The organism is Mesorhizobium sp. NPDC059054, from assembly GCF_042739215.1.
Taxonomy (GTDB): domain Bacteria; phylum Pseudomonadota; class Alphaproteobacteria; order Rhizobiales; family Rhizobiaceae; genus Mesorhizobium.
In genome coordinates this window covers 586,273-608,879 of sequence record NZ_JBHYHV010000001.1, presented here as the reverse complement: position 1 = coordinate 608,879, position 22,607 = coordinate 586,273, and the positions used below count along the sequence as shown (strand labels likewise).

The 22,607-nt window shown below is 59.2% G+C and carries 20 protein-coding genes; 2 read left to right on the top strand and 18 right to left on the bottom strand.

Annotation, left to right across the window (positions count from 1 at the left end; translation table 11 throughout):
- Positions 1-27: 27 nt before the first annotated feature.
- Positions 28-1,221: an acyltransferase family protein gene (locus ACFWXH_RS02900; protein ID WP_379117359.1), complete on the bottom strand. Its 1,194-nt coding sequence runs from the start codon at positions 1,219-1,221 to the stop codon at positions 28-30.
- Positions 1,222-1,512: 291 nt separating this feature from the next.
- Here ACFWXH_RS02900 and ACFWXH_RS02895 point away from each other — a divergent pair, with 291 nt between their 5' ends.
- Both ACFWXH_RS02895 and ACFWXH_RS02890 read left to right on the top strand, forming a co-directional pair.
- Positions 1,513-2,682 carry an acyltransferase family protein gene (locus ACFWXH_RS02895; protein ID WP_379117357.1) on the top strand — a complete coding sequence of 390 codons (1,170 nt, stop codon included), beginning with the start codon at positions 1,513-1,515 and terminating at the stop codon, positions 2,680-2,682.
- Positions 2,642-3,781, top strand: a complete 1,140-nt coding sequence (locus tag ACFWXH_RS02890) for an SGNH/GDSL hydrolase family protein (protein ID WP_379117355.1) — start codon at positions 2,642-2,644, stop codon at positions 3,779-3,781. The genes ACFWXH_RS02895 and ACFWXH_RS02890 overlap by 41 nt, the downstream gene beginning before the upstream one ends.
- On the opposite strand, the gene ACFWXH_RS02885 is transcribed toward ACFWXH_RS02890, so the two are convergent.
- The 17 genes from ACFWXH_RS02885 to ACFWXH_RS02805 form a co-directional block, all read right to left on the bottom strand.
- A complete protein-coding gene (locus ACFWXH_RS02885) occupies positions 3,778-4,158 on the bottom strand; it encodes a tail fiber domain-containing protein (RefSeq protein ID WP_379117353.1) in 381 nt (126 codons plus the stop codon). The two genes, ACFWXH_RS02890 and ACFWXH_RS02885, sit on opposite strands and share 4 nt — an antisense overlap.
- A gap of 1,161 nt (positions 4,159-5,319) precedes the next feature.
- Positions 5,320-6,129 carry a glycosyltransferase family 2 protein gene (locus tag ACFWXH_RS02880; RefSeq protein ID WP_379117351.1) on the bottom strand — a complete coding sequence of 270 codons (810 nt, stop codon included), beginning with the start codon at positions 6,127-6,129 and terminating at the stop codon, positions 5,320-5,322.
- A gap of 758 nt (positions 6,130-6,887) precedes the next feature.
- On the bottom strand, positions 6,888-8,111 hold the full coding sequence (locus ACFWXH_RS02875; protein ID WP_379117349.1) for a TrbI/VirB10 family protein: 1,224 nt from the start codon (positions 8,109-8,111) through the stop codon (positions 6,888-6,890).
- A 4-nt stretch (positions 8,112-8,115) separates the two neighbouring features.
- Positions 8,116-9,138, bottom strand: a complete 1,023-nt coding sequence (gene trbG / locus ACFWXH_RS02870) for a P-type conjugative transfer protein TrbG (protein WP_379117347.1) — start codon at positions 9,136-9,138, stop codon at positions 8,116-8,118.
- Complete coding sequence (gene trbF, locus ACFWXH_RS02865) at positions 9,125-9,859, bottom strand: conjugal transfer protein TrbF (protein ID WP_379117345.1); 735 nt, start codon at positions 9,857-9,859, stop codon at positions 9,125-9,127. The genes trbG and trbF overlap by 14 nt, the downstream gene beginning before the upstream one ends.
- Positions 9,860-11,182, bottom strand: coding sequence for a P-type conjugative transfer protein TrbL (gene trbL / locus ACFWXH_RS02860; RefSeq protein ID WP_379117343.1), 1,323 nt, complete (start codon positions 11,180-11,182; stop codon positions 9,860-9,862).
- Between the two features lie 31 nt (positions 11,183-11,213).
- Positions 11,214-11,939: a P-type conjugative transfer protein TrbJ gene (gene trbJ / locus ACFWXH_RS02855; RefSeq protein ID WP_379117341.1), complete on the bottom strand. Its 726-nt coding sequence runs from the start codon at positions 11,937-11,939 to the stop codon at positions 11,214-11,216.
- 5 nt (positions 11,940-11,944) lie between these two features.
- The gene (trbE, locus tag ACFWXH_RS02850) at positions 11,945-14,386 is read right to left on the bottom strand and encodes a conjugal transfer protein TrbE (RefSeq protein ID WP_379117339.1); all 2,442 of its coding nucleotides are present in this window, start codon (positions 14,384-14,386) and stop codon (positions 11,945-11,947) included.
- A complete protein-coding gene (locus ACFWXH_RS02845) occupies positions 14,380-14,652 on the bottom strand; it encodes a VirB3 family type IV secretion system protein (protein WP_379117337.1) in 273 nt (90 codons plus the stop codon). The genes trbE and ACFWXH_RS02845 overlap by 7 nt, the downstream gene beginning before the upstream one ends.
- The gene (locus tag ACFWXH_RS02840) at positions 14,652-14,960 is read right to left on the bottom strand and encodes a TrbC/VirB2 family protein (protein WP_379117335.1); all 309 of its coding nucleotides are present in this window, start codon (positions 14,958-14,960) and stop codon (positions 14,652-14,654) included. The genes ACFWXH_RS02845 and ACFWXH_RS02840 overlap by 1 nt, the downstream gene beginning before the upstream one ends.
- A gap of 11 nt (positions 14,961-14,971) precedes the next feature.
- A complete protein-coding gene (gene trbB / locus ACFWXH_RS02835; protein ID WP_379117333.1) occupies positions 14,972-15,934 on the bottom strand; it encodes a P-type conjugative transfer ATPase TrbB in 963 nt (320 codons plus the stop codon).
- Complete coding sequence (locus ACFWXH_RS02830; protein WP_379117331.1) at positions 15,931-16,344, bottom strand: CopG family transcriptional regulator; 414 nt, start codon at positions 16,342-16,344, stop codon at positions 15,931-15,933. Before ACFWXH_RS02830 ends, trbB begins: the two co-directional genes overlap by 4 nt.
- 104 nt (positions 16,345-16,448) lie before the next feature.
- Positions 16,449-18,479 carry a conjugal transfer protein TraG gene (locus ACFWXH_RS02825; protein ID WP_379117329.1) on the bottom strand — a complete coding sequence of 677 codons (2,031 nt, stop codon included), beginning with the start codon at positions 18,477-18,479 and terminating at the stop codon, positions 16,449-16,451.
- 235 nt (positions 18,480-18,714) lie between these two features.
- Positions 18,715-20,688, bottom strand: coding sequence for a relaxase/mobilization nuclease RlxS (gene rlxS, locus ACFWXH_RS02820; protein ID WP_379117327.1), 1,974 nt, complete (start codon positions 20,686-20,688; stop codon positions 18,715-18,717).
- A 119-nt stretch (positions 20,689-20,807) separates the two neighbouring features.
- Positions 20,808-21,485: a lytic transglycosylase domain-containing protein gene (locus ACFWXH_RS02815; protein ID WP_379117325.1), complete on the bottom strand. Its 678-nt coding sequence runs from the start codon at positions 21,483-21,485 to the stop codon at positions 20,808-20,810.
- Positions 21,473-22,018, bottom strand: a complete 546-nt coding sequence (locus ACFWXH_RS02810; RefSeq protein ID WP_379117323.1) for a S26 family signal peptidase — start codon at positions 22,016-22,018, stop codon at positions 21,473-21,475. Before ACFWXH_RS02810 ends, ACFWXH_RS02815 begins: the two co-directional genes overlap by 13 nt.
- Positions 22,015-22,254 carry a helix-turn-helix transcriptional regulator gene (locus ACFWXH_RS02805; RefSeq protein WP_379117321.1) on the bottom strand — a complete coding sequence of 80 codons (240 nt, stop codon included), beginning with the start codon at positions 22,252-22,254 and terminating at the stop codon, positions 22,015-22,017. Before ACFWXH_RS02805 ends, ACFWXH_RS02810 begins: the two co-directional genes overlap by 4 nt.
- Positions 22,255-22,607: the final 353 nt, after the last annotated feature.

Below are 22,607 nucleotides of genomic sequence, written 5' to 3'. Positions count from 1 at the left end.
CTCCTAGATTCGACTATGCGCGTTGGTCTATCTTGTATCCGTGTCGTTAGACGAGATTGGCTCATTAACGCTTTGAGGCGCCGCCAATGGGGTCATAGGAATTTCCGACAGGCCCAGGATCGCAATGACCTCCGATTTTGGTCCCACAATAGTTACCTTGGCCTTGAGCTTCAGGAAGAAGCGCTCAAGCCCAAAGTAGCTAGCCAAAGCGGCCAGGACTGTAATGCCAAGCGCAACGATCCCCAGGGCCAGATATTCTATCGGCGTCTCTGTCGTGCTGTATCCCACGACGGCGAAGGCTTGGTTCATCGCCCACCAATGAAACACATACAGGCCGAACGAGATGGTTCCGAGAAACGGAAGCGGTCCATACGAAAGCACCGACCTTGCAGCGCGGTTACGCAAAGCGAAGTCCAGCAATGATACCCACATCAGCGCCGAAATCGGATAGCCCAGCATTGTCCCCCATGGCAGCACTTCAGCCGAGGGTGCGTAGAAGAACAGGAACGCGGCTACAACAAACGCGAGTAGCGACCACAAAGGATTCCAGCGTCTATCGATGATCGACAATGCAATCCCGCCGATCACGGATTCGGGCCGAAGGAACGGCGTAACCCAGACGTTGACATATGGCGTGTTGATCAACACGAACATCGCTCTGGCGAGGGTCGAGAAAACGACAATCCCAACCAACAGCCACAAGAATGCAGTCCGCCCCATTGCCATGTAAACCAGGAACGCAACGGGGATCACCAGATAAATCTGAAACTCAGAGGACAGCGTCCAGAGGTGCGTCGCGAAGGGAACTGATACGTTGTAGCTCAGAACCCACGTGACAAGATTGTCCAAGCTCAGCGCGATACCAAGCAAGCGCGGCCACGTTCTTGGGTCATCTCCAATTGAATAGATAAGAACCATCGCTGTGGCGTAGACGATCATGAGCGGATAAATGCGAAGAAACCGCCGCATGAAGAACTTGGGAATGTCGATCCTGCCGATCTTCGTTTGCTCGGCGCCAAGAAGATAGAAAAACAAGTAAGCCGAGATGGCAAAGAAAAGTTCGACGCCCACCCATCCGCGACCTTTAAGAATGATCAGAGTTTCAGACCAAACAGCTGCCGGAAAATGATGAACGAACACAAGAAGGAAAGCGAAAAACCGAAGTCCATCCAATTCTCGCCTATGCGTCAGCGCTGCCGGCCGACTTATTGTCGTATGCACGAAGAAACCCCTCCCGATACCCCTATCGTAATTTAGGTATGCCTCAAAAAACTTCACCTTGTCTAGAAGTAATTCGAATGTGTATCGAAGTTGGTGTTACTTTGGGTATATTGACTGATCACAACGCCGCTCGGTCACTCAGAGATCATACGCAATAACGGTCGCTCGCCCCCCGCAGGTGCGTTCGTCATGGATTGTTTCCCTTTCAAATATTCAGAAGACTCGCGATCACGCTTGCGAAGCACATCTTGTGTCGCTAATGGATCATCGCCGGGGACTAGGGGCTAAGCGATGTCAACGCAAATTGGGCAGGCGCCATCTCGCAGCGAGCGAGGTGGTAACCTTAGAAATATACAATTCCTACGCTTCGTAGCCGCAGCGCTTGTTGTGATGTCTCACGCGGGCCTTGCGATCTATGGCATCGCCCCAGCAACCACGAACCTTGGCGGCGTCGGCGTTGACATATTCTTTGTGATCAGCGGCTTCATCATGCCGTACATGACCTACGGCGGCTCTCCGGGGATACCGGCTGTTCCGAAATTCGATGGCATCCAGTTCCTGCTAAAGCGCTTGACGCGGATCTGGCCATTATATGCCATTGCAACTCTGACCATGGTGGCGCTAGCGGCGCTGCTGACGACTGGTCTGTTTCCGATGGATCAATATGTGGCTTACCACTTTGGCGCCCACAAAATCGATCTGGGCTGGATACTTCAGAGTCTTACATTTACGCATCTGACAGGCGGCCCCATCATTCCGTTGGGCTGGACTTTGCAGGCCGAGTTCATTTTCTATGTATTCTTTGCGGTCGTGCTGATCGCTAAACCGCCCCGCACATCGCTCTATCCCGCCCTGTATTTTGTCGTCTTCGGGATACTCGGCGCGATCCCTTTCCTATTCCAATCACCAGAGAGTTTCGTCGGCAAAATCTTCACCGTCGTTGGCAGCCCCATGATGCTGGAGTTTTTCTTCGGAATGCTTCTTTATGAAGCCTATTCGCGGAACCTGCGCACCAGCGTCCATCTTTCAATCATCCTTGGCCTAATTGGCGTTGGTATTTTCTATCTCGCAGCCTTTACCTCAGTAATTTCTTTTGTCCCGTCGACATTCTATCGCCCCCTGACGTGGGGTATCGCGGCGATGCTTTTAGTCTGGGCAGCACTTTCAATGGAAGGAAAGGTTTCTGTAGGGCACATCAGCGAACTTGGTGATTCTTCATACAGCCTTTATTTGGTCCACGGCCTGCTAACGCCGTTCATTACTGGCGCCTGGAATGGCATCGGTGGCCAGAACTATGTTCCATGGTTCCTCTACCTACTCGGCACACTTGCCATCAGTCAGTTTGTGGCGCTGTGGGTTTACAAATACATTGAGCACCCGATTCATGAGCAGACTAAGCGTAAGATCGATACTGGGTGGCATGCTGGCCTTGGCCGTATCGGTACTAGCCGCGCACGCTAAAGAAATCGCTCGTGATGGGGCGGCTACGGAAACTGCTTTTCACGAATGTTTGTCGATGCTGTGCTCTATCGACCTTGCGCGGCGTTTCGCTCTTGGGAAGCCGACGCTAGGCGGCAGCATCATCTATGAGGAGCCCGTTTTCCTCGGGAAGTCACTCGATCGGGAATTAATCTTTCCACCCGCCAAGATCCTTGCCGTGCGTAAACCGACCTCACCAAACCTATTGGTCGAGGGTCGAGACTACGTTGCCACCCGCAAAGGTATTCGCTTCTTGCCGTCCCTGGAGACGAAGGAAGCGCCCGCCGAGTTGGCGAACGCTACCGCGACAGATAATTCCAACCTCTACATTGGCGTCGAGTATCAGGAATATCAGTATTGGGTGACTTACCAACGCCCCGCTTTCGCTGGCATATTGGGAAACAACGGCTACAAGTACGCCCCAACTTGCGGTGGCCTTCCGCTCAAAGATTTGCTGAGCCGACCCAAGGTGCGGGTTACGATCTTCGGGGATTCAATCAGCGATGGCGCAAACGCATCGGCGCAATATGTCTATCCAAATCAGCTCGGTTATGTTGGGCTTGTCGAAGCCTATCTTTCAGCCCGCTTCCCATCCAAATGGGCATTTCGAAATACTTCCGTCGCAGGTTGGAGCACATTAAATGCAATTTCAGCTCTAGACACTCATGCCCTCGACATCGAGGCCGACCTGTTCGTCATTGCTTTTGGCATGAACGACGCGGCCGCGACACCTCAAGAATATGAAGAACGCCTTCGGCACATTGTAGGTCGGATAGCAGCCAAGTACCCCTCGTCGTATGTACTCTTGGTATCCAGTCTCAGCGCGAACCCGCGATGGGATAAGGTTGATGCCGCGCTGTTCAAAGGCTTCTCTCACGTCGTTAGAACGATAGCCAGTACGGACCCTAAGATTGCATGCGCCGATATGTTCGATGCCTGGAAGTGGATGATGGAACGCAAGGCCTACCTGGACCTCACTGGCAATGGCGTAAACCATCCGAATGACTTCGGGCATCGCGTTCAGGCAGATGTGGTGCTGAACGCGATCTTGGGGGATGAATACAAGCCCATCGAATTCTAAGCGTCGCGCAGCGCCTCAAACTCAGTATAGTTGACGCCATACATGCCATCGGCACCGTTACTGATGATGTTGGTCTCGAAAACATCGCAGCCTTCCGCTTCAAAGGCAGCAATGATGTCTTGGGCGATGTAACCGAAACGCCACTTGGCATCCGGGCCATCCGTCGTGAGGTGGTAGCGTTTCGGCTTTACTGATCTCGCAGCCCGCACCCACTCCACCGGAATATCTTGAGCGTCAGGCTTCAGCTTGGCATCCGACGACACATCGGCTGCGACAGCGAAATACGCCTGATAGAAACGCTTGGAGGCGTCACCGAGATTGGTCCCGCTCGTTACTGCCGGACCAATTGCTCTGGCCCCGTCCAAGTTGCCATACACAGCGGTCACATCCGTCAGCGCACCATTCAGCCGAGCCTGGTGCAAGACTGCAGTGGTGATGCCGCTGCCGGATGTCTAGTCCAGTGTGACTAACGGACTCTGTGGCAACAACGGCAATTCAGCATCGGACGAATGTTGTGGATCTTCACATTGACCTCTGTTTACGGCAACGATTGGCAATGGATGAACGGAACAAACCGTGTTTTTCGCTGCCAGACATCTCCAATAACTGATTGATTTATAAATATTTTTCCGAATCATCGTCGTTCGGGACGATGGGACCGCAGGTTCGAATCCTGCCACTCCGACCAGAAAAATCAAAGGGTTAGCTTTTGGCTGCCCAGGATATCCCATCTGAAACGTGATGCGCATGATGCGCCGCGACATCTGCTAGTGACCTTCGGCGCCGACCTCGGCCTGCGGGAGAATGCTATCATGCGGGCGCATGCGCTTGAGGAATCTCAGATGTGGTGTTAGCATTCGAATGCGGGTGGCATTGGGGAGTGCCGCTGATGATTATTGAAGAACGCGATTACCAGTCGTCACGATTTGACGATCGGCAACAATCAAAGTCAGCATTCTATAAATGCGCACTCACTGTGGGGGTTGCAGGGTTCGCTTTGACAGCAGCGCTTCGCTGGCTAGTTCCCGCGATGATCTGAAAGACCAGTAAAAGCAGCAGCGAAGACGTACGATACTATGCATTTTGGGTGATCGCCTTTATCTGGGCAGCGATCCCAGCCAGAACATCCACCGTAGGTGATATGACTTCGCATGCGCCGAATAGCGTTCCTGCTGTTCCCCGGTCGAACCTCACCTACTTTTCGTAATCTGAGATCGGATAGGTGCCGATCCAGCCACCGCCTGAGAGGGTGAAGTTCGGGCTTCGGTATCGACTGATGCTTCCATGCTAGCGGTCTATGCGGACTTGGCCGACTCGCCAACCGTCTTTCTGAGTACTATTGTAGCAGTGCGCTGGCGCGCGGCGGTCGGCTGGTTTCCTCTCCTGGGTGAAGTAATACACCCAGCCGACCGCTTTCCCCTAAATGGGTGATGCTTGATGTTCCTGGGCGACGTAGCCTGTGCATGGCGCTGAAATTACTGGCAGCGCATAAGCCAACGCGCAGTTAACGCTCCTTCTGCGCACCGGCCGTTTTCCCTTCAATCCGGTATGACACTATTCGGATCGTCCACCATCCGCGCCTCGAACAGCTTCGCTTCGGTGACGTAGGAATAGAGAAAAACCATCGCCGAATGGACATAACCGTAGCGGCCGCACAGGAAGTAGCGCTTGCCGACATAGAATTTCAGGAAATTGATCCAGGGCGAGAAGACCAGCCGCGACATGCTGGGCTTGTCGCCCTGCTCGACCTGAGCTTCGACCTTGAGTGACGAATAGGAGTTCGTGCGCTTCAGGTCCTCGGTCAGCGAGGTCGCGCGTCGGTGCAGCAGCATCCCCTTTTCGATCAGAGTGGTGCGGCCAGGCACTCTGAAGGACTCGTGGACGCGTTGAGCAATGTCCATTGTCGCCTTGTCGCGGCGAAAGAAGCGGAAGATGCGATTGTGTGCCACCCAGCGGTGGGCGTAGCCGTAACCTTTCAGGTAGTCGCGACGGCGGACGAACCAACCATCGATATCGTTTCTGCCCGAACCTGTAATTTCGATGATGGATTGCCTCAGCTCAGCGTCGGCGCGCTCATCGGCCTCGATGCACAGGCACCAAGGCTGCGTGGCCTGTTGTAGCGCAAAAAGCCGCTGTCTGGCGAAGCCCGGCCAGTCGTTATGGAACAGGCGGATCGGATAGCCTTTCGCGACGTAGTCCGCGATGCATTCCAGCGTGCCGTCGGTCGAACCAGAATCCACCACCACGATCTCGGCGCAGAAGTCGACGCTCCGCAGGCAGTCGGCAATCATGTCGACTTCGTTCTTGCAGATGATCAGAACCGAAATCGGCGCTTTGACTTGAGACATGAGGAAAATGCGTAATTGGTCGGAGCGCCAACGACATACCCGACCACACCTATCATCAAACCTGTAAATTGATATGACAGACGCTTCGACGACCTACAAACGTAAAAAGCCCATAGGCCAGAGCCAGCGGGTGCTATTAGTCGACAATGGAGGTAATAGATCATTGCGTCGGCGGGGATCGGTTGCGCTCCTCTCGTCGACCACCGGTTGAACACTCGCCGTAAGCGCCGCCACAGCGTTACTCAACCCTACAAGCGAATTCGACATGCGGGTCCAATCGGCTCAGTGTCGCTGTTGGGAACTTCTCGTTCGAGGTGGGCGCTTCCGACTGCTTCGTCTCCACAGCCGTAAGACGTTTGGATAGAGCCACAGTGGCCGTGCGTCCAAGGCGAAAGTCTGTGCGCTGGATGCCACAGCCGAATGGATGAGCCGCCGAGATTTGAACCACTCGTCACAGACGGGGCAAAGGCCCTCGCGCCGTCAAGCTGTCCGTAAAAGCCGGCCACGTCGGCAAGGGAACCACTCAGCCGTGTGCTGTGCATCTCGGCAGTGGTGATACCACTACCTGATGAGGCGACGACTTGTTTGATCTCACCAAAGAGATTGTCGGTGCCTGCTTCGGTGAACTGAAGCTTGTTTCGCAGCCTCACATAGCCGTAGTCACCCACCGCGCAGATGCCCGGCATCGCAAGAAGGATAGGCCGAACTGCATTGGCGCCAATACCCACCGAAAAAAATGAATATTCTGCGACACCGTTCTACTCCCGCTCCGCGATGGAATAGGGCCGCAGCACAAGATCCTTGTGCACGATGACGCGCAGCGGCCAGCCGGGACGGACCGTAATCGTGGGTTGAATATCCAGGTTTTTCTCGGTGATACGCTGACCCGCCCGGCTGACGTTTTGTTGGGCAGACTCGCGGATTGCCTTGACCAGATCGCTCTCGTTGTCGCCGAGGCTGAGTTCGGTGCCGACACCCAGCAGCGTCGCCAGCGCGACGCCCTTGATCAGTTGCCAGGTATGGAAGTCGACCTCGTCTTCGAGACCGGCATAACCGGCGGTATCCGTCGCCGGCAGATTGTCGATTTCGATCGATGAGCCGTCCGGCATCAAGATGCGCTGCCAGATCAGAAGCGCACGCTTTTGTCCGAAGGCGACGACGCTGTCATAGGTGCCGATCAATCGCGAACCTTGTGGAATGAGCAGGATGTTGCCAGTGACGGTGTCGTGCACGTTTTCGGTGACCTGCGCGACGACCAGGCCCGGCAAATCGGAATTGATGCCTGTGATCAGGCTTGCCGCGATCACGCTGCCGGCCATCACCTGGTAAGGCGAAGCCGGCGTCTGCAATGCGTGCGGATTGTAGATGCCGTCCTTGCTTTGCTGGCCGACAAAATCGAGTTTGCGTTGCTGATTGCTCTGATCACCTTCAGCCGGAGCTACAGAAGCTGACACGGCCGCCGTACCCGATGGCGGTGAGGGATTGGGGAGCTCCTGCACATCCTGGCCTCGATCCCTTGCCGCCTGGCTAAAACGGTTTTCGATCTGGAAGAACACTTTCGACTCTCGTGCCTCGATTGCTTGCTGAGCTTGACGCTGAGCCTCTTCGGAACCAGCGTTTCCTGGTGCAATGCCGAGCTGGCGCTGGTGCTCGAGGATCGGGCGGCCGAGATCACCGGGCAATGGCGGTCCAAGCACCGGGGCCCTCGGCTTGATCCCGGAATAGTCCTTGGGCAGGGCTTCCAGGCCTTCAGCCGTCGGCTTGCGATCGGTGTTGTAAAGCTCTTCAGCCTGCTGCTTGAGGCGCAGTGCCGGTCCGCGCAGCGCGAACATGGTCACGCCGAAGATCGTGGCGGAACCAACGGCTGCGATCGCGACGACGATACCACGCCTGAACCGCACAGCCCGTCGCGGCGAGCCTCGCAACTGCAACTGCTCGGGATCCAGTTTCGGTCGAGCCTCAGTGCGGGAAGGATCAGCCATGAACTCACCCTCCCCGGCTGGAGCGGGCGAAGAAGGACGTGCGCCGCGGCTTGCCATCGGTCCGGGTGATGCGGACCACTTCCTGCTTCTTGGTGCCAAGCCGCAGTTCAGCGGCGGCAAACAGGCGGTCGACGATGTAGTAGTTGCCGCGAACGCGATAGTTGACGAGCTGGTTGCCGCCGTCCGGTCCGACGATGAAGAGCGGCGGTGCCTCGCCCTGATCGATGCGACGCGGGAATTCGATGTAGACCTTGCTGCCGTCATCGAAGGCGCGTGCCGGGCGCCAAGGCGGCGTGTCGCCGGTAATGGCATAGCGAAAGCGAATGTTGTCCAGCGCAACATTCGATGCCACCGGCGAGGCCGCTTCGGCGCGAGCATTGCGCTGGCGCAGCGCCACGAGCTGGTCCTCGCTATAGGTCCAGGAGATTGCCGCCATCGCGGTTTTTTCGGTGCTCTGGAGTTGCAGGTGGTATGTGCGGCGTTCCGTTGTGATCACCAGATTGGTGGTAAGTCCCGCCGCGAAGGGTTTTACCAGCACATGGGTGCGCTGGTTGTCTCCCGTGCCGCTGACGGTATCACCGATGACCCATCGCACCGTGTCGCCAGCAGAGACGGCAGTCAGCTTTTCGCCCGGCTGCAGCGCGATATCGCTGACACGTTCAGGTGCGGCGTAGAGCTGATAGAGCGCACCTTCGGCATAGGGGTATACCTGAACCGCATTGATGTAACCGTGTCGCGTGGGTTGTTGCGTGGCCGCCTTGTTGGCATCGGCAACGCGTTCCTCAGGAGAGCGCTTTTCCGCGGCGGCCTTGCCTGGGTCCGGCTGCAATTGACCGGGAAGTGGCAGCGGCTTCGGTACCTCGACGATCTTGACCGGCCTTTCCGGCAGCTTCTCGATCGCTGCCGGTTTGAAGTCGGCAGCGTCGTAGGAGATTTCAGGTGGAGGCACCGGCTTGGAGGCACAGGCGCAAAGAGCCGATGCGGACAGCATCAGGGCGGCTGGGACCGATACGCTACTCGTTCTCATTGGCGGGCTCCTTGGGAGAAACGGATGTGGGCGCGGCGCTGTCGAGCTCGCGCGACCAGTCGATGGCGTTGATGAAGACCCCAAGTGGGTTCTTGCGCAGCTGATCGGTGTTCCGCGGCGGCCGGATCACGGTGGCAAGGATCCCGGTCCAGCGCGTCGTGCTGGTGAGGCTGCCGCGCTCGAAGACTTGTTCCGTCCATTTAACCTGGAAGGAATTGTCGGAGGCCCGCACAACGCTCGTCACCTGCACGGACACGCTGCGGGTCCCAATCTGACCGAACGGATCGTTCGCCTTGGCGTATTCATTCAGGAAAAGTGCTGCGCGATCGGTGGCGAAGTCATAAGCAGCCAGCCAGTTCTGGCGGACCAGAACCGGATCGGTGGACACGGAACGCACATTCTGGATGAAGCGGCCAAGATGCCAGGCGATCTGAGCATCGTCCGGGACGTAGTCCTGAATGGCGGGAGCAACGGCACGGGCTTCACCAAAGCGATTCACTTCGACGACATAAGGCACGACGCGGCTCTGCATCGACTGCCAGAGCAGCCCAATTGAGAGCGCGGATGCCAAAGCCAGGCAGCCGATCGCCATCAGCCGCCAATTGCGCGCCTGTGCACGGGAGGAGCCGATGCGCTCGTCCCAGAGTTGGGCAGCCTTTTGATACGGCGTTACCGGCTCCGGTGTCCTGCCATAACGTTGAACGGGTCGCTTGAAGAGCATCTAGTCTTCCTTGTCGTGGAGAGATGGGTTGGCGCCGCCACCTCCCCTGTCGCCGTCTCGAACGGCCTGGATGGCGGCATGGCGATGAGCACGGGCGGTCTGTTCCGAGCGCAGGCGTCTCGCCCACGCCGGGGTGGCATCGGGCGTGCCGGCATCCGGGTTTTCGGCCATCGAAGCGGTTGGTTTGCCACCGGTCGCCGTCCAGGCAGCTTCCCGCCCGGCATCAAAACTGCGTCCGAACATGCCTGCGGCAGATCGCGCTGTCTGCATCGCAGCACCTCCTGCGGCACCGCCCACGCCGTGCAGTCCTGCAGCCACGCCGGATAGGCCGCCACCGGACGAGGTCGCCTGCCCCATCTGCCAGGCACTGGACGCCGCCGAGCCCATGGTCGTGCCGGCACGGATTGCGGCGAGACCGCCTCCGGTTGCCATGCGCGCACCGGCCATTCCAGCACCTCCGGCAACAAGTGAAGCACCGGCCGCCGCCACGCCGGTACCGAGAGCAGCACCAGCGCCGAGCTGAGGCGCACCTGACACGAGACCCGACGCAATGCCGGGCCCGAAGATGCCAAGGCCAAGCAACGCCAGCGCGCCAAGAACCTGGGACATGGCCGCGGCCAGGTCCGGCTCTTTGCCTTGGAGCGCGGACGCGAACTCGCCGAACAGCGTAGAGCCGATGCCGACGATGACGGCGAGCACCATCACCTTGATGCCCGAGGAGATCACATTGCCGAGCACGCGTTCGGCCAGGAACGCTGAACGGCCCCAGAGTGCGAATGGCACCAGGACAAAACCTGCGAGCGTGGTGAGCTTGAACTCCAGGATGGTGATGAAGAGCTGGATGGACAGAATGAAGAAGGCGATGACGACCAGGAACCAGGCCACCAGCAGTACGAAGATGGTGAGCGCGTTGCCGAAGATTTCTGGAAAACCTAGCAACTGGCTCGCTTGTTCGAGCAGCGGCCAGGCGCCCTCGAAACCGGTCGCGGCAATGCGGCCCGGTCGCAGCAGACTGTCCGCGGAGAGGTTGCCGGCGGACGCATGGATGCCAAGACCGGCAAATGACCGATAGATGATGTCGGCGAGACTTTTGAAGTTGTTCAGGATGTAGGCAAAGACGCCGACATAGAGCACCTTGCGCACGAGCCGGCCGAGGACATTGGGCTCACCACCGAGCGCCCAGCCGAGGCCCGCGAGTGTGATGTCGATTCCGATCAGGATGGTGGTGAGAAAGGCGACGTCGCCCGAAAGCAGACCGAACCCGCTGTCGATGTAGCGGATGAAGGTCTGCATGAAGCGATCGATGACGCCGAGATCGTTCATGCCGCCGCCTCGCTCGTATTAAAATCACCGATCAGTTGCTGCGATAGGCTGTGCCGGTTCCCAGGAAGCGCTTGGTCGTTTCGCGAGCCGCCTCCTCGGATTGCGCCTTGCGCGCGGCATCCTCGGCCTCCGCTCGAAACTGCGTCGCGAGCAGCGTCTGAATCTGCATCTGCTGCTTGGTCGAAAGCGCGATCAATTGGTTGGTCGCCTGGCTTGCCTGCAAGGCGCCGGTCGCGCCCTGGCTGCGGGTGACAAGATCGGCAAGCAGGTCGCCGTCGCCGCGCACATTCTCGACGATCTGCGACTGCACATTCATGGTCTGGCGAAACGCCTGCATGGCGCTTTGCCATCGCCCATGGGCAGCACCGGCGACATCGCTGGCCTTGATCGAGGCATCATAGCTCTCGGGATATTGGCTGCGCCATTGTCCTTGTAGCGTGTCGAGATCAAAGCTCAGGCCACTCGCCTGCTCCATCAGCCCGTCGATGCGATGAAGAGCGCCGGTAAGCTGGCTGAGTGAAGAAAAATCCAGGCGCTGAAGATTGCGCGCCATGTTCTGCAACATGGTCGCCTGGTTCTGCAGCGACTGGATCTGGTTGTTGATCTGCTCAAGCGAGCGCGCAGCCGTCAGCACGTTCTGCGCATAATTCGATGGATCGAACACGATCCGAGCGTGAGCCTGCCGGATGTAACCGGCCATCGGCTGGCCAAGCAGGGAAACGGCGATCAGGCCGAATAGAAAACGGCGACGCATCATGGCGGTCACTCCTTGAGTGGTTGAGGAAATTGCCGAAGAAGTTCGCCGGCCCAGTCAAGGCCGCGCGCATTCAGTAAGTGGGCGGCAAAACCATCCGACCCGTGCTCGGACAGGATGGCCTCGATCAGGAGCTGACTTGCCGGATCGGAGGCGCCGCAGAGCGCGAGCGCAATCGGCCCGAGCCCAAGCTCAAACAGTCGGTTACCGCGGTGCGATTGCAGGTAGTAGTGCCGTTTCGGCGTGGCGCGGGCGACCAGTTCGATCTGCCGCTCGTTCAGCCCGAAGCGCTCATAGGCGGTCCGCGCCTGCGGCTCCACGGCTCGATTATTGGGAAGAAAGATACGCTGCGGGCAGCTCTCGATGATCGCGGGCGCGATTGCCGAGCCGGCGATGTCGGCAAGCGACTGGGTGGCGAAGATGACCGACACGTTCTTCTTGCGCAGCACCTTCAGCCATTCGCGAATGCGGGCGGCAAAGATCGGGTTGTCGAGATAGACCCAGGCTTCGTCGAGGACGAGCAGTGTCGGGCGGCCATCGAACCGCTTCTCGAGACGATGGAAGAGATAGGTGAGCACCGGCAGCACCGCACTTTGCTGATGCATAAGCTCTTCGGTCTCGAAGCACTGAACATCTGACAGCGCAAGCCGATCCTCTTCGGCATCGAGCAACCGCCCGAGCGGTCCATCGAGCGTGTATGGCATAAGAGCAGATTTTAACGCATTGGACTGGAGCAGCACCGAGAAGCCGGTCAGCGTGCGTTCGTGGACCGGCGCGCTGGCAAGGCTGATCAATGCCGACCAGATCGCCTCCTTCACCTCAGGTGTGACGGCAACATTTTCGTGCGCGATCAGGCCGGCGATCCAGTCAGCCGCCCAACTGCGCGTGGCGTCGTCGTCGATACCGTGTAGGGGCTGGAAGGAAAGTGCTGCATCCGCCCCGAGCGTATGGTGTTCGCCGCCCATGGCAAGCGTTGCCGCGCGCGCTGAATTGCCTTTGTCGAAGACGTAGACCTGCGCACCGGCGTAGCGGCGGAACTGCAGGGCAATCAGCGCAAGCAGGACAGATTTGCCAGCGCCAGTCGGGCCAACGATCAGCATGTGTCCGACATCGCCGATGTGTGTGGAAAGCCGGAATTGTGTCGATCCGCTGGTTTCGGCAATCAGAAGCGGCGGCGCCTCTTGACCGGTTACCTTGGCGATGTGCTCGTTCGTGGCTGGACCTGCCCAGACCGACGACAACGGCATCAGATGGGCAAGGTTCAGCGTATGGACGAGCGGCTGACGCACATTGGCGTAGACGTGGCCCGGCAAGGAGCCGAGCCAGGCCTCGACCGCGTTGACGCTTTCGCGGATCGTCGTGAAGCCGAGCCCGTTGATGATGCGCTCGACTGTGCGCAGCTTCTCCGCCGCGGCTTGGTGATCCATGTCCGACACCGTCACCGTAGTGGTGAGATAGCCGAAGCCGACATGGTCGCCACCGAGTGCCTGGAGGGCAGCATCGGCATCGAGCGCCTTGTTGTCGGCGTCGCTGTCGACAAGCGGAACCGGTTCGTTGGTCACGACCTCGCGCAGGATGGCGGCGATCGATTTGCGCTTGGCAAACCACTGCCGGCGCAACCGTGTCAGCGTTTTCGTGGCTTGCGCCTTGTCGAGCGGAATGAACCGCGTCATCCAGCGGTATGCGAAACCCTGGTGGTTGAGCGCATCGAGGATCCCGGGGCGGGTAAGGTTCGGAAAACCAAGCACCGTCAGCGTGCGCAGATGCTGCTCGCCCAGCATCGGCTCCAGTCCGCCGGTTAGCGGCGCATCGACCAGCAGGCCGTCGAGATAGATCGGCACTTCCGGCACGGCGACCGGATGGCGGCGCGGTGAGATCGTTCCGTGCAGGTAGGTCAAGGTCTCCGCGTCATCGAGCGCACGCACTTCAGGCATGAAGCTCGAAAGCAGATCAAGGACACGGTTCGTCTCGTCGCGGAATCGCTCAAGTTCCTGTCGCCAGTTCCGTTCGCCTTCCAGACGGTTCGTCTCGAGGAGAGCGCTTTCGGCCCTCGCCTGCCCGTCCGGTGGCGGCATGAACAGCAAGGTCAGGCGATAGCGGCTCTCGAAATGCGCGACCTTGCCTTCGAAGGCCACACGCCGTTCCTGATCGACCAGCCAGGAGGCCGCGTCGGGGAAACGCGATGCAGGATATCCGAGAGCCTCAAAACGCTCGGCTTCAAAAAACATTGCCCAGCCAGAACCCAGTCGCTTGAGCGCATTGTTCGCGCGCGCGCAAATCCCGACGAGTTCGCCTTCGGTTGCGCTTTCGAGGTCCGGACCCCGGAAAAAGAAACTGCGCTGGAAGCTCCCGTCCTTGTTGAGCACGATGCCGGGGCCGACCAATGCGGCCCAGGGCAAATGGTCGGCAAGCCGGTCGGCCTTCCTGCGGTATTCCGAAAGGCTCAGCATGACAGCCACCCCTTCTGGCGAAGGTGGCGGACAAGAACGCTGGCGAAGTCCGGGTCGCGCCTTGCCGCAAAGACAGCCAGCGTGTGACCGACGATCCAGAGCACCAGTCCGGCAATCCATTGCTGCAGGCCGAGACCGATAGCGGCCGTCACAGTGCCATTGAGGATCGCCACGGCACGTGGTGCTCCGCCCAACAGGATCGGATCGGTCACGGCCCGGTGAACGGGAACCTCGAAACCTTCGATATGCTGTCCGCCAGAGACCATCAGACCAGCGCTCCGCCGCCGAAGGAGAAGAACGAGAGGAAGAAGCTCGATGCCGCAAAGGCGATCGACAGGCCGAAGACGATCTGGATGAGCCGGCGGAACCCGCCTGCCGTATCGCCAAAAGCCAGTGCCAGGCCTGTGGTGATGATGATGATCACCGCGATGATCTTCGCCACCGGCCCCTGAACCGACTGCAGGATCTGCTGCAGCGGCTGCTCCCAAGGCATGCCGGAACCGGCAGCGTAGGCGGACTGCGTCAGCAGAAACGCGAGCGCGATCGATGAGAGAAAGCCAAGCCTCTTGCGCATCAAAATTCCCTTCAAAACTGCTGGAGTTGCGGAAACGTGAGCTGGGAGACGGCGTAGTCGCCGTTACCGTCGAGACCGGAGACCTCGGCGATCACATCGATGCGGCGCGCAGCTCCGCGACCGGCGATGAAGACGATCAGGTCGATGGCATCGGCGATGAGACGGCGCGGAACCGTGATGACGGCTTCCTGGGCAAGCTGCTCGATACGGTAGAGGGCGGAATGCGCGGAGTTGGCATGGACGGTGGCGATGCCGCCTGGATGGCCGGTGTTCCATGCTTTCAGCATATCGAGTGCTTCGGCACCTCGAACCTCACCGACAATGATGCGGTCGGGTCTCAGCCTCAACGTCGAACGAACGAGATCGGCGAGCGTGACCGACCCCCTCCTCGTGCGCAACGCCACGCAGTCCTTTGCAGCACATTGCAGCTCGCGCGTGTCCTCGATCAAGATCACCCGCTCATCACATGCCGCGACTTCTGCCAGCAGAGCATTGGCAAGCGTTGTCTTGCCCGACGACGTGCCGCCGGCCACCAGGATGTTGCGGCGCTCGCGAACCGCCTTCTTCAGCGCGTCCGCCTGGACCGGCAGCATGATCTTGTCAGCCACATAGTCGGCCAGCGAATAGAGCTTTGCCGCAGGCTTGCGGATGGCAAAACATGGCGCGATGACGACCGGAGGCAGCAGACCCTCAAAGCGCTCGCCTGAGGGCAACTCGGCACTGACGATCGGGTTGTCCTGGTGCGTCTCGGCCCGGATATGGGAAGCGACCAGGCGAATAATGCGCTCAGCTTCGGAAGGGTGCATACTGACGCCGGTCTCGATCCGCCCGTCGCCCAGCCTGTCGAGCCGTAGCGCACCATCGGGATTGACCATCACCTCGATGACCGTTGGATCGGCAAGCGCTTCGGTAATCGCCGCCCCCATGGCAGTGCGAAGCATGGAGCGTCGGCGAAGGTCGGCCTCGGAATTCATCCTTCGCCTCCCTCGCCGCGATCCTTGTCGAGCGAACGTCTTCCGGAAGCGATCTGGCGGCCAACCTGTTCGACGAACTTGTCGAAACGCTCCAGGGCAATTGCCTGCGTGGCCTTGTCGGGGACCGGCGTATGGGCATGGAGCGTGATGGAAAAGCGGATGAAGAGCGCAAGGCTTTCCAGGATGATCTCGACATCACGCCTGACATGCCCAAGATCGCGGGAAAGCCGATCGAGCCGGATGCCGTAACGCCGGTCGAGCTCGTTCTCGCCGCGCTGCTCGACAAGGTTTTTGACCGCCTTTGCCAGGATCGCGGACTTGGTGGTGGAGGGATTGCGGCTGAGGTTTACCAGTTCCTCGCTTAGCTCGGCGTCGAGCGAAAACTGATGGCGAATGCGGCTCGGTTTCATATCAGTTCGTTCCAAAAGCCGGCAGGTGCTGGCGGCGGGAACAAGCATCGGCCAGAGACCGAAAAATGCTTAGGGCCGTTATCTACGCCGAAATGCGCTTTGGCTCAGAAGCCCGGGATGATGTCCTTCTCATCTCCCTTGCCCTCGTTGAGGCCGTAGGCCCGTGAGACGTTGGAAATCCGGTCCATCACGCGCTTGTCGGCTGCCGCCTCGCTGTCATCGTCGGCTGGCTTGAACAGATCGTCTTGCTCCGGTTCGTCAGCAACGACAGGACGCTCTTCCGGCAGGCCAGGGTGGCGCTGCTGCTGAACGCCGCCTTCCTCGTCAATCGTCCCGCCGGCCACTTCGCTCTCTCCCGCGAGACGGCGATCTACGCCGCATATCAGTCCCGTCCAGTCATCGGAGCGCGATGCAGGACGATCCACATAAGGTCCCTCGCCCAGCGAGGGCGCAGGCAGCACCCGCTCGACGAAATTCCGGTCCTGGTAGTAGCGCAACTTCTTCGCGCGGATCGGCGGCAGACCCGAAACCAGGACCAGCTCATCAGTCGGCGGCAATTGCATGACCTCGCCAGGCGTGAGCAACGGTCGCGCAGTCTCCTGGCGGCTTACCATCACGTGCGACAGCCAAGGCGCCAGCCGGTGGCCGGCGTAGTTGCGCATGGATCTCAGTTCCGTTGCCGTACCGAGAGCATCCGAAATGCGTTTGGCTGTGCGCTCATCGTTGGAGGAAAAGGCGATGCGCACATGACAGTTGTCGAGGATGGCGTTGTTTTCGCCGTAAGCTTTTGAGATCTGGTTCAGGGACTGTGCGATCAGATAGGCGCGGATGCCGTAGCCTGCCATGAAGGCCAGTGCTGTCTCGAAAAAGTCGAGGCGGCCAAGCGCCGGGAACTCGTCCAACATCATCAGCAATTGATGCTTGCGGCTCTTTTTTGGATCGCCTTCCAGCCGCTCTGTCAAGCGCCTGCCGATCTGGTTGAGGACCAGCCGTACCAGCGGTTTTGTGCGTGAGATGTCCGACGGCGGCACGACCAGGTAAAGCGACACCGGTCGATGGGCGTCCATGAGATCGGCGATGCGCCAATCGCAAGCTGACGTGGCCGCTGCTACGGTCGGATCGCGATAAAGCCCCAGGAACGACATCGCGGTGGAGAGCACGCCGGAGCGCTCGTTCTCCGATTTGTTCAGCACTTCGCGCGCAGCAGAGGCCACCACGGGGTGCACCTTCGGACGATCGGGTGTGCCGAGATGATTGGTAGTCATCATCTGCTGTAGTGTCGTGGCAAACGAGCGTTGTGGATTCGACAGGAAGGTCGCGACACGGGCAAGCGTCTTGTCCTCCTCGGCGTAGAGCACGTGCAATATGGCGCCGACCAGCAGGGAATGACTGGTCTTCTCCCAGTGATTGCGCCGCTCAAGCGCGCCTTCGGGATCGACCAGGATGTCGGCGATGTTCTGCACATCGCGAACCTCAGACAGGCCCTTGCGGACCTCAAGCAACGGGTTGTAGCGCGCCGATCGTGGATCGGTTGGATTGAACAGAAGGCAGTGCGAGAACTTCGACCGCCAGCCGGACGTCAGCTGCCAGTTCTCGCCTTTGATATCGTGGATGACGGTCGAGCCGGTCCAGGAAAGAAGCGTCGGAATGACCAGTCCGACGCCTTTGCCCGAACGCGTCGGCGCAAAGGCCATGACATGTTCGGGGCCGTCGTGGCGGAGGTATCGCTCGTTCAACTTGCCCAGAAACACGCCGGCTGGCCAGAACAGCCCGGCTTGCGCGATCTCCTGCGTGTTGGCCCATCGGGAGGAGCCATAAGTGGTGACCAGGCCCCGCTGCCGCGCGCGCCAAAGCGAACCAGCGATCGCCGCAGCGCAGCCCAGGAAGCCGCTGAAGCCGGCTAGAGCGCCGGCCTTGTCAAAAACTTCCGGCGCATAGGCGTCGAAATGGAACCACCATTCGAACAGTTTCCATGGCTTATAGATCGGCCAGGTAGTTATCAGAAACCAGGGAGGCCCGAGTTGTGGCTGGTGGTCTAGCATGAACGCGCACCACTGCGTTGCAGCCCAGACGCCGAGAACAACGATTGCCAGCACGACAACTATCTGGCCGACAAGAAGCTTCGTTGGGGTCATGCAATGGCCTCGGTCATATCGGAGGCAGCATGGCGTGGCGTTCACGAGTGACGAAGATGCCTCACATGCGCGTATGTGCGATCAGGCAGATCAACCCTTCGTTTTCCTAAGGCAACGCTGTTGTGAGGCATCTTGGCCGCCGATCTTGCGCTCACAACTTAGCAACACCTGAAGCGCTTCAGTCATCGCGAATGGCTTCGCTCAGCAGCCGTTCACCGACAATGACACACGGTCGTTACGAAACATTTGGCCCACTTCGTTTCCGACCGATCGACCATGAAATCTCCTCCTCACCAACGACTCCGGAGATATGCTTGCCCAGGTGCCGCTCCAGCATGGGTCGCCACGGCACGAGGGTGAATTCGCGCGACCTCGCGACCACAGCATATCTACCGGCGGCTAACTCGACGGATTGACGTAGCGTGCCTTCTGTTCGTTCTCCCTTCCGGATCTCAGCATAAGGCAGGCCCAACTCCTCGGACAGTTGCCTCGCAACGCGATTCAGCTCGCGCTGACGCAGGGCAGAAATCATGTTGGCGCGATAGATTCCTCTTTCCCGTGCCTCAGCCGCAAAGCCTTGCTCAATCAGCCATCGCTGCCGCCGCGCCTGTGCTTCTCGGACCTCACGACCAAAGCCCGATTGGCTTAACGTCTCTGGCGTACTGGAAACCAGCTCCCGATCGATCCATGTGGCACCATCGAAACTGACCTGCCGCTCCAGCGGCAATGAGGACAGCTTGTCAACAACAACAGGCTCCGCTCTCGCGCACCGTTGCTCGTAGTCCGCGACGCGTTTCAGATGTTCCGGCGCGATGGTCCAGGTCCCATCCGGCTCACGCTTGATGCTGCCTGTGACACGCAGAATTGCCTTGAGGCGCCGCACATGCATATCGGCGAAGCTCTCAGTTGCGGTCGGATCGTGCTTCAAATGGATGTCGGCGCTATAGCACCCGGCGTTTCTTACGGCGATGGCCGCAACGGTCCAATCGACCTGCAGAGGCTCGGTGTTGCGAGACGTGACGCGGACGATACAGCCTTCTGGCGTCGGTTCGACTGTCTCGCCTTTGCCGATGTCGATATAGTGGCTTTTGCCGTCCACACCATCAACGATAAGATAGTGCCGATCCTGGATCTCGTCGGCTGCCCCACGCGCGATAACTCGACCAACTACAGGTTTCCTGTCCCGCGCCTGCTGGCTGTGGACGACATAATCCGCGGCACTGCGAGCAAGGCCTTTCCCGATCAATTCACGGTGCATGGTCTTGATGATGTCACCCCGCTCGCCGATGTGACGCAGTGTGCTTTCCAATCCATCATCGAGCCGCCAACGAGCGGCATCGATTTCTTCGGCCAGCCCCATCCGCTCGAGCTTGCGCAAGCGCCCCCGGTGCAGGGTCTGGCGGAAGGCATCGCGATAATCCGACGAGACAAATCCGTCATCGTTACGCATGCGCAGCAGTTGGCGGTCGATGCTGGTGAAGCGTTCCTGATTCATTTCCTGGCGCAGGCGCTGTTCGATTTCCCGATCGGTGCGAGGACCGAGATCCAGGCTCACCAGTTCGGCGGCACGTTCGCGCAGGCCGACAGAAACATAACCGCGGGCGATGATTAGGTCGTCACCGTATTCGTCCTTGCCCCGCAGAATGATATGTGTGTGCGGATGACCTGTGTTGAAATGGTCGACAGCAACCCAGTCGAGCCTCGTGTCGAGATCATCTTCCATCTGCACCATCAGTCGTCGTGTCAGCGGCCTGAGCTCTTCGTATTCGATGCCGTCTTCAGGTGCGAGGATGAAGCGGAACTGATGCCGGTCACCGTTTGCGTGATCGATGAAGGCTTTGCCATCAACGTGATCCTTGCCTGCCCCATAGAGCTCGCCCCGTGTCCCTTCCCGAGTGACGCCGTCGCGTTGGAGGTAGCGCAGATGCGCACGCACTCCGTAGGCGCCTCTTCCAGCCAGCTTGAACACTTGAGCCTTGACGATGACGCGCCGTTGCTTGAAGGAGGCATACTGGTCCCGTGATTGAAGGAGGGCTGCTGCTGCGCCTCCCCGGCCAATCCGGCTTCCAGTGAAGCGGCGTCCTCTGCGTGTGTGCTTGCCGCCGGCTCTGTTTATCGCAACTCGGATTTGACCGGCGTAGCGCTTACCGGCCGTCGAACCGCGCGATCCAATTGTGCCGAGTTTTAGTCTGAACTCATCGTCTCCCATGTCAATCTCCGATATCCACTACTAGGCATTGCGACCTCCAGCGTGCCAGTGGTTGCCATTAGCAATACGGTCAGCTTACATTAACCTCGTGCTCTGCTCCGAGCCCGCCACGCCCGCCTTCATCTCCGGTCCGGCCGCTCCGATCCCGCTGGTTCCAGCAGAATTCTTCTATTCAGTTTCCTCGTATGGTTGCCGTCGTCCTTCAGGAAAAACAGCTCTCGTCCGGATGAGATTTTCGACGGCTTTTCGCGCGGTGATTTCTCCGATCCCCGTCTAATATCGGCAGCAGAACAGCCGGCGGCGATGACTTTGTTGAGATAGGTAACGGTCTCGCCCGGCAGCGGCCGCCCGCGCTGAATATGGTCTTCGTAGCGCTCCGGCCCCGCATTATAAGCCGCGAACAGACCGGGAAATCCAAAGCGGTCATACATCGCCCGCAGATAGGCGGTGCCTGCCAGGATGTTATCGCGTGAATCATGGGGATCGGGACCCAGTCCATGCTCGAATCGCATTTCCTCATAGGTGGCGGGCATGACCTGCATCAGCCCCATGGCACCGGCGCGCGAGACGATCGGACGGCCGTTGACCAAGGTTCTGCCACCACTCTCGGCGCCGATGACGGCATAGATCCACGTCCGCGGAACGCCGAAACGTTCATTTGCTTCCGTCACGAACTGCTGCCACTTTTCCAGACGCGGACTTAAAGAAATGGCGGCCGGCTCAGCGCCGATCGAGGCGGAACAAGCGCATGGCGTGACAGCGAGCATGCTCAACATCAGGAGGGTCATTCGGTCCATAGCGGCACGACCCTCCCGATGATGTTCCTGACCGGAACCGGTCCGAAATAACGACTGTCAAAGGAATTGGCCGCACCAGCACCAAGCAGGAAAACCTCGTCATTGCCGAGTGCCTGACAGCCATTCCACCAAGCCAGTTGACGCCCCTGGCGATCGGTCGAGAGCCGACGAGCGACAATCTCGCCACTGATGATGATTGCCTCGTAGAAGGCGCAGACATGCTCGCGTGGCAGCGCTGCAACGCGCTTTAATAGCGGCACATTGCGAGGCAGGTACCCGCGCTCATCGGCGAGCCCAATGGTGAATTCCGGAGGGCTAGCGAGCACCAGATCGCCGTGTACCGGCGTTCCCGCGACAACGCGATAGAGGCCGATCGGCGCACTAGCGGAAGCGTTCCAGACCAGCCAAGGCGACGGTTTGGCCAATGCTGCAAATGCGATCAGCGCTAGTCCTGTCGTGCTAACAGCAATGACGTTGCGGGCTCGGACTCGCCGTAGCCTCTGACCAATTAGATGGATGGAGGGGCGCTTCATGAGCGGCCTCCATCGTTGGTGTCAGCCGTAGTTTTACGGCCTTTCGACCACTCGTCGAGTTCGTCGATGTGGTAACGGACATAACGGCCATGCTTGCGGAAGCTTGGGCCGCTACCCTTGATCCGCATCTTGTCCAGAGTGCGTTGGGAAAGCCCGATATAGAAGGCAGCCTGCGCCGTGTTGAGGAACGGGCTGCCCTTCTTGGCGCGGGCGGCGCGTTCGTTTTCGTCGTCCATCGTGATCCTCGTTTTCTGTCGGTTGAGAATCAGCGAACAAAAGCGTCTACGGGACCGGCGAATAGTTGTTGACGAGTTTTCGCCGCCCCTTGGGGCGGTTACCTCGTGCTTATGGCGCAGGGCTTGCCGGTCAGTTGGCCGAGTTCCAGATGATGGAAGGTCAGCCAGTTCTGGCTCAGATAGCTGCGCCCGATGACCGCGCCCCACAGGATGAGGATGTTGATGAATAGCCACGCTCAGTGACGGCTTTTTTCGGCAGCTCGATCGCCGCCCTCACCTCCCCCAAGGCGCACAACCGTACTCGAGATTGGCAATAATGCGATCCGTGATCTCAGAATTAAGGCTGCCCCCGG

Excerpts from the sequence above, each read along its gene's own strand:
- ACFWXH_RS02895 (WP_379117357.1), top strand. The coding sequence starts at position 1,513 with ATGTCAACGCAAATTGGGCAGGCGCCATCTCGCAGCGAGCGAGGTGGT.
- ACFWXH_RS02890 (WP_379117355.1), top strand. The coding sequence starts at position 2,642 with ATGCTGGCCTTGGCCGTATCGGTACTAGCCGCGCACGCTAAAGAAATC.
- ACFWXH_RS02880 (WP_379117351.1), bottom strand. The coding sequence starts at position 6,129 with ATGTCTCAAGTCAAAGCGCCGATTTCGGTTCTGATCATCTGCAAGAAC.
- ACFWXH_RS02875 (WP_379117349.1), bottom strand. The coding sequence starts at position 8,111 with ATGGCTGATCCTTCCCGCACTGAGGCTCGACCGAAACTGGATCCCGAG.
- trbG (WP_379117347.1), bottom strand. The coding sequence starts at position 9,138 with ATGAGAACGAGTAGCGTATCGGTCCCAGCCGCCCTGATGCTGTCCGCA.
- trbF (WP_379117345.1), bottom strand. The coding sequence starts at position 9,859 with ATGCTCTTCAAGCGACCCGTTCAACGTTATGGCAGGACACCGGAGCCG.
- trbL (WP_379117343.1), bottom strand. The coding sequence starts at position 11,182 with ATGAACGATCTCGGCGTCATCGATCGCTTCATGCAGACCTTCATCCGC.
- trbJ (WP_379117341.1), bottom strand. The coding sequence starts at position 11,939 with ATGATGCGTCGCCGTTTTCTATTCGGCCTGATCGCCGTTTCCCTGCTT.
- trbE (WP_379117339.1), bottom strand. The coding sequence starts at position 14,386 with ATGCTGAGCCTTTCGGAATACCGCAGGAAGGCCGACCGGCTTGCCGAC.
- ACFWXH_RS02845 (WP_379117337.1), bottom strand. The coding sequence starts at position 14,652 with ATGGTCTCTGGCGGACAGCATATCGAAGGTTTCGAGGTTCCCGTTCAC.
- ACFWXH_RS02840 (WP_379117335.1), bottom strand. The coding sequence starts at position 14,960 with ATGCGCAAGAGGCTTGGCTTTCTCTCATCGATCGCGCTCGCGTTTCTG.
- trbB (WP_379117333.1), bottom strand. The coding sequence starts at position 15,934 with ATGAATTCCGAGGCCGACCTTCGCCGACGCTCCATGCTTCGCACTGCC.
- ACFWXH_RS02830 (WP_379117331.1), bottom strand. The coding sequence starts at position 16,344 with ATGAAACCGAGCCGCATTCGCCATCAGTTTTCGCTCGACGCCGAGCTA.
- ACFWXH_RS02825 (WP_379117329.1), bottom strand. The coding sequence starts at position 18,479 with ATGACCCCAACGAAGCTTCTTGTCGGCCAGATAGTTGTCGTGCTGGCA.
- rlxS (WP_379117327.1), bottom strand. The coding sequence starts at position 20,688 with ATGGGAGACGATGAGTTCAGACTAAAACTCGGCACAATTGGATCGCGC.
- ACFWXH_RS02815 (WP_379117325.1), bottom strand. The coding sequence starts at position 21,485 with ATGGACCGAATGACCCTCCTGATGTTGAGCATGCTCGCTGTCACGCCA.
- ACFWXH_RS02810 (WP_379117323.1), bottom strand. The coding sequence starts at position 22,018 with ATGAAGCGCCCCTCCATCCATCTAATTGGTCAGAGGCTACGGCGAGTC.
- ACFWXH_RS02805 (WP_379117321.1), bottom strand. The coding sequence starts at position 22,254 with ATGGACGACGAAAACGAACGCGCCGCCCGCGCCAAGAAGGGCAGCCCG.